The organism is Vibrio brasiliensis LMG 20546 (assembly GCF_000189255.1).
Classification (GTDB): Bacteria; Pseudomonadota; Gammaproteobacteria; order Enterobacterales; family Vibrionaceae; genus Vibrio; species Vibrio brasiliensis.
Window position 1 is genome coordinate 1 of record NZ_AEVS01000067.1, and the last position, 5,598, is coordinate 5,598.

The 5,598-nt window shown below is 43.3% G+C and carries 3 protein-coding genes and 1 pseudogene; all 4 read left to right on the top strand.

The annotated features are described in order from the left end of the window. Nucleotides 1–222 precede the first annotated feature (222 nt). The 4 genes and pseudogenes from RH46_RS10990 to RH46_RS11005 all read left to right on the top strand — a co-directional run bounded on the left by RH46_RS10990 (nucleotide 223) and on the right by RH46_RS11005 (nucleotide 5,463). Complete coding sequence (locus RH46_RS10990; protein WP_006879515.1) at nucleotides 223–1,140, top strand: AraC family transcriptional regulator; 918 nt, start codon at nucleotides 223–225, stop codon at nucleotides 1,138–1,140. A gap of 136 nt (nucleotides 1,141–1,276) precedes the next feature. Beyond that, nucleotides 1,277–3,428 (top strand): annotated as a pseudogene (locus tag RH46_RS10995) (TonB-dependent siderophore receptor). A gap of 241 nt (nucleotides 3,429–3,669) precedes the next feature. Further along, the gene (locus tag RH46_RS11000; RefSeq protein WP_006879517.1) at nucleotides 3,670–4,077 is read left to right on the top strand and encodes a VOC family protein; all 408 of its coding nucleotides are present in this window, start codon (nucleotides 3,670–3,672) and stop codon (nucleotides 4,075–4,077) included. Nucleotides 4,078–4,206: 129 nt separating this feature from the next. Continuing rightward, nucleotides 4,207–5,463, top strand: coding sequence for an HD-GYP domain-containing protein (locus RH46_RS11005; RefSeq protein WP_006879518.1), 1,257 nt, complete (start codon nucleotides 4,207–4,209; stop codon nucleotides 5,461–5,463). The last annotated feature ends 135 nt before the right edge of the window (nucleotides 5,464–5,598 follow it).

The following is a 5,598-nucleotide window of genomic DNA, read 5'->3' on the forward strand; positions in this document are numbered from 1 at the left end:
TTTAAATGATAAAGCCTCGACGTAAGTCGGGGCTTTGTTGTATCGGCGGTTTGTAAACTCAAGCCATCGTGATTTCAGCAATACCTCTCTTGCCTGCCCCTTTCTATTTTCGTGCATTATTGCTAATGGTTATCATTTCTGTCATGGATTCTGATACTATTCATGAATAATAATGGTAAAAGTATCAACAACTGATGTCTGGGAGGGCTTGTGGTTAAAGTAATGAATACGACGAAAACAGAAGCGAGCTTCAATCGCATCAGTAAAGTACTTTCTTATATTCACACTCACCTTGATGCGCCGCTTTCATTAGAGGAAATAGCGCAGCAAAGTTGTTGGTCTCGATGGCAGCTACAGCGAGTATTTCAAGCAGAAACAGGGCTTGCCGTTGCTCAATACGTCAGAGAACTGAAGCTAAGTAGTGCCGCCGAGTTGCTGTTAGATTCAGACCAACGCGTTATAGATGTTGCTCTGGCAAAGGGGTTTAACTCCGAGATTGCGTTCAGTCGAGCATTCAAACAGTTCTTTGGTCAGAGCCCGAGAGCCTATAGAAAAAACGCGCAACGTGTGGGTTTAAAAAAGCCAATTCAAGTTTCAGAAATGAACATCAACGGTTTTAATGCTCACACCTTTGTTGAAGTTCGGGTCGATACCAAACCTGACTTTATCCTCAAAGGCATCCACGGCGAAATAAAAGGGCTATTTTCCTTATCTCCTGATTTTTCCCGTGTCGTACCGCAATTGTGGAGCAGGTTAGAGTCAGAAACGAATAAGGTAGCGAAACCCAAGGGGCAGTTACTCGGAGTTGTCGATGTGACCAACGCAACTTTCGATGGAAGCAATATCCATTATTGGGCTGGAATAGAGCTAGGTAGTGAGGTGGCTATTCCGGTGCTACCGAGTATCGTCTCCCGTAATTTGAGTGTTCTCAATGTTCCGCAGCAGACTTATGCAGCAGTGAAACATAAGGGGCCAATCGAGACTCTGCCAAAAACGTTGCGATGGTTTTTACTTCACTGGCTCCCTAGTTCAGGGTATCGAGGCCTTGATGGTTATGAGCTGGAAGTTTATCCAGATAACTATCAGGCTGATTCTGAAAGCGCTGAAATGGAATACTGGGTACCTATTATTAAGGTATGAAACCTGACTGAAATGTCAGCCATCTCATCGGGTCGGTTTAAGTTGCACCAAATTGTTAACTTTGAGTTTGGGATATAAATATAATGCAAATGATATTTATTCTCAAAAGAACAAAGCATTGGTACTTAAGGACGACATGAATAACAAGATACTATTCAAGCGCTCAACACTGGCGCTCGCGTTGCTCGCTACATTTTCAGCCCCCCACTTTAGCAGCAGATCAGGATAACAGTGACACAACTCAGCTTGAAACCATTACTGTTCTGGGTAAAGCGTATCGAAATACGGCGACTAAAACGGCGTTAACACCCGAGGAAACACCACAAGGAATTACGGTCATTGATGGTGAGCTGCTCGAACAACGTGGTGTTCAGTCGGTGTCTCAAGCTTTACGTTATGCATCAGGTGTGGTTACAGAGCAGAAGGGTGTCGCGGTAACCATGTATGATAACTATTCAATCCGTGGTTTCGATACTAATAACGTAAACTACTACGATGGCCTGATTCTCCCATATCTTCCAGGCTGGAATTTGCAGGCACAAATAGATCCGATTGCGATCCAACAGATAGAAGTCTTCAAGGGGCCAACATCTGTGCTTTATGGTTCTATGCCTCCTGGTGGCATGGTCAACATCATCGCTAAGAATCCACAGCAACAGCAGAGTACCTCGGTCGGGGTTACTACAGGTTCGCGCAACTTGTTAGAAGCATCCGTAGATACGTCTGGTCAAATTGCAGATAGTGACTTTTCTTACCGACTTGTCGCTCTTGCACGTAAACAAGACAGTCAGGTCGATGGAGCAGAGGAAGAACGTTATGTATTAGCACCATCGCTAGATTGGCAGGTTAGCGACAGAACGTTAATTAATTTCAACCTCTACTACCAAAATGATCCAGCGATGGGTATTAACTCTGCCGCTCCTCTTGAAGTCGTCCAGACTCAGTCTCCATCAATCTCTATGGGGGATGTGAACTGGAGTACATTCGAGCGTGATGTGCTTATGTTGGGATATAAGATCAACCATGAGTTTAATGATGATTGGTCATTGTTGCAGAATGCACGTTACATGGACGCATCTTTGTATCAAGAGAACACCTTCCATTACGATAGTGACTTTACCGCCTCAAGCGGCAGCTTAGTTAGACATCCGTACATTACGCAAGAGAACTCTAACAGTTTCGTCATTGATAACCAGTTGTCAGGTCGTGTTGTGACGGGAGAGTGGCAACATAATCTGTTACTTGGTGTCGATTACCAAAAGCTGGAAGGGGATTCTCTATATAAGCTATACGCAGCGAATGCTGAGTTTTATGCGTTTAATGCTTATGCGCCGGATAACAACTTACTCAACCGTGATCAGTTAACTCAGTCATATAAAGAAACTCATGACATCTCATATGAGCAACTTGGCTTCTATTTCCAAGACCAGCTTCGCTACCAGCGCTTAGTGTTATTGGCTGGTGGTCGCTATGACCTGTTTGAGTCATCTGATGATAAAGTCAGTACTACACCTGTGTATGACGGCAAAAATACCTCAGACCACAATCAGTTCTCTTATCGTGTCGGTGCATTGTATGAACTAGATAATGGTATATCTCCATTTGTTAGTTTTGCGACTAGCTTCGAGCCTGCAGCAGGAACAGACGTCAAAGGCAACGCATTTAAGCCACAGATTGGAGAACAGTTTGAAGTTGGGATGAAGTATATGTCAGCCGATATGTCTAAGACATTCACGGCGTCTTACTTCCATATCACTAAGAACGACACCATTATTGCAGACCCTACGGATCCCACTTATCGAGCTAAGATTCAAGTCGGAGAGGTACTATCTAAGGGGTTAGAACTGGAAGGTCAGGCTTATCTAACGGAGAGTTGGGATGTTCAGGCTTCATACTCATACATTGATATGGAAGTAAAACAGGCTTATGACCAAAGCCTGGTAGGGACGACACCAATCTATGTGCCAGACCATAGTGCTAGCGTTTGGACCAACTACTATTTAGATACAGGCGCTTTAGCCGGAGCGAGAATTGGCGGTGGTGCTCGCTATATGGGTGAGATGCAAATGGACGCATCGAATAGCCAGGGGAAAGTTCCTTCATATACAGTCGTCGACTTATCACTTGGCTATGATCTCGGTAATGCCAGCGAGTCTCTTTCTGGTGCTCAGGCTAATCTGATCGTAAACAACCTATTCGATAAAGAGTTCTACTCTTGTTATAACCAAGCTAACTGCTGGTTTGGTGCTGAACAGTCGGTTGAACTCAACATTAAATACGACTTCTAAACTCCATCAAATAGCAGCTCATAATGAGCTGCTATTTTTCCAACCCGACAAGCTCTGGTTATACCTTGGCTGGTGGGCGAGTTTGCAATTAGTCCTTTCGACCTTAAACAGCGCAATCGAGCCTGACAACACTTCATTCTCTGTCATCACTAATTCGGCATATAAAAAGGGGAATTGCTAAAATTTTCTGTGACTTAGTGAAAACTTGTCTATCTTTAAAATAACTATATGGAGATAGAAAATGTATCAAGTTACCCCTTATCTATTTTTTGCTGGTCGTTGTCAGGAAGCGCTCGACTTTTATCACAAGTGCTTTGGCGGAGTTGTTCTAACCAAGCAGTTATTCAAAGACGCACCCCAAGAAATAGAAGGGGCGGACCCTAACTGGATCATGCATGCAGAGTTTGAAGCGTTTGGAATGAAATTAATGCTGTCTGATGGAGTGGTTGCCAAAGAACTGACTGGTAACAACATGGCTCTATCTGTCGTTCTCAATGATCTCGATGAGCAAGGACGTCTTTTCGATAAGCTCTCTCATGGCGGGCATATTATGATGCCACTAGCGGATACATTCTGGGGAGCACGATTTGGCAAAGTCGAGGATCAGTTTGGCATTCGCTGGATGCTTCACTGCGATCTGGTGAAATAGCTCAAGGGCAACCAATCTAATAGAAGCAATGTATCTCTCATTCCAGTGCATGGAGCATGAATTCATTTTTCCATTAATCTAAAATTAGTCATTAATCAGTCAGTAAATTAATTAAGTTGTATATAGATCGTGGCGAGCATCAAGATAACTGTAGATAGATTACAGCCAGGGTTGCATATCCGACTTCCGGTCAAATGGAACGAGCACCCTTTCTTATTCAATAGTTTTAAAGTTAAAGACGAAGAACAGATTCGCATGATTCGTCACTTAGGTATCAAGCATGTTTTCATCAACCCGAACCAAAGTGACACTCAGCCGCTTCCTCCAAGCGACAAGCCGAGTACTGAAGAAGAAAGTTCTGAGGCAGAAGTTGATTTAGAAGCGCAAAAACTATGGAAAGAGAAGCAAGACAGAATTGAAAAGCTCAGTGCCTATCGGCGCAGAGTGATTCACTGTGAAAAAGAGTTCGAGCGTTCGTTGTCTCGGATGCGTGCAGTAATGAACAAAATTCGCAATCGACCGGAACAGGCTGTCGACGAGGCGAGTCAGTTAGTCAACGATATCGTCGATAAACTGCTTAGCGATGATAATGTCACTCTCCACCTAATGAATGGTAAGAGTGAGTTCGAAGACATCTACTTTCATTCTCTCAACGTATCAGTTATCGCGATGATGATTGCTAAAGCGAAAATGCTCAGTGCTGAAGAAATTAAAGAAGTCGCTTTTGCTTCTCTATTTCACGACATGGGTAAGGTTAAGGTGCCCACTGCGATTTTACGTAAACCTACAGCGCTTACTGACCCAGAGAAGAACTACTTAAAGCTTCACACTAAATATGGTTTAGAGATTGCTGCCAATATGGATAGCTTTCCTGAAAGTGCCAGAACAGTGATCGCACAGCACCATGAAATGAATGATGGTTCTGGCTACCCTGATGGATTGAAGGGAGACCAAATTGATCAGCTAACCCAAATCGTGTCAGTGGCAAATGCTTACGACAATCTTTGTCATAGCAATGTTGTTGCCGAGCAGAAGATCCCATACGTCGCCCTCTCTCATCTATATAAGAACTGCAAGCATCTATATAACCATGAGAACTTAAGTTTGCTGATTAAGTTTATGGGTATCTACCCTCCAGGGACAGTAGTGCAATTATCAAATGATATGGTCGGCCTGGTCATATCGGTTAACGCAAAAAACATACTGTTTCCAAACGTGCTTATCTATGACCCGTCAGTACCGCGAACTCAAGCTCCGATCATCGACTTAGCGGAGAGGGATATAAAGATAGTTAATGCTATTTTACCTAACAAGCTTCCCGATAAGGTGAGAGAGTATCTAAACCCACGTTCGCGTATTTCATACTTCTTTGACTCTGATGACTAGTTATCCACAGGAAATTGTGAATAACGACTGATTAAGTTGAGTGTAAAATGGGCACAAATAGAGGTCTGAGTGATAAATGTTCACTCAGACCTTTTTTATGAAAAAAACGCATTTTTTCGCTTGCCATAAAATTGG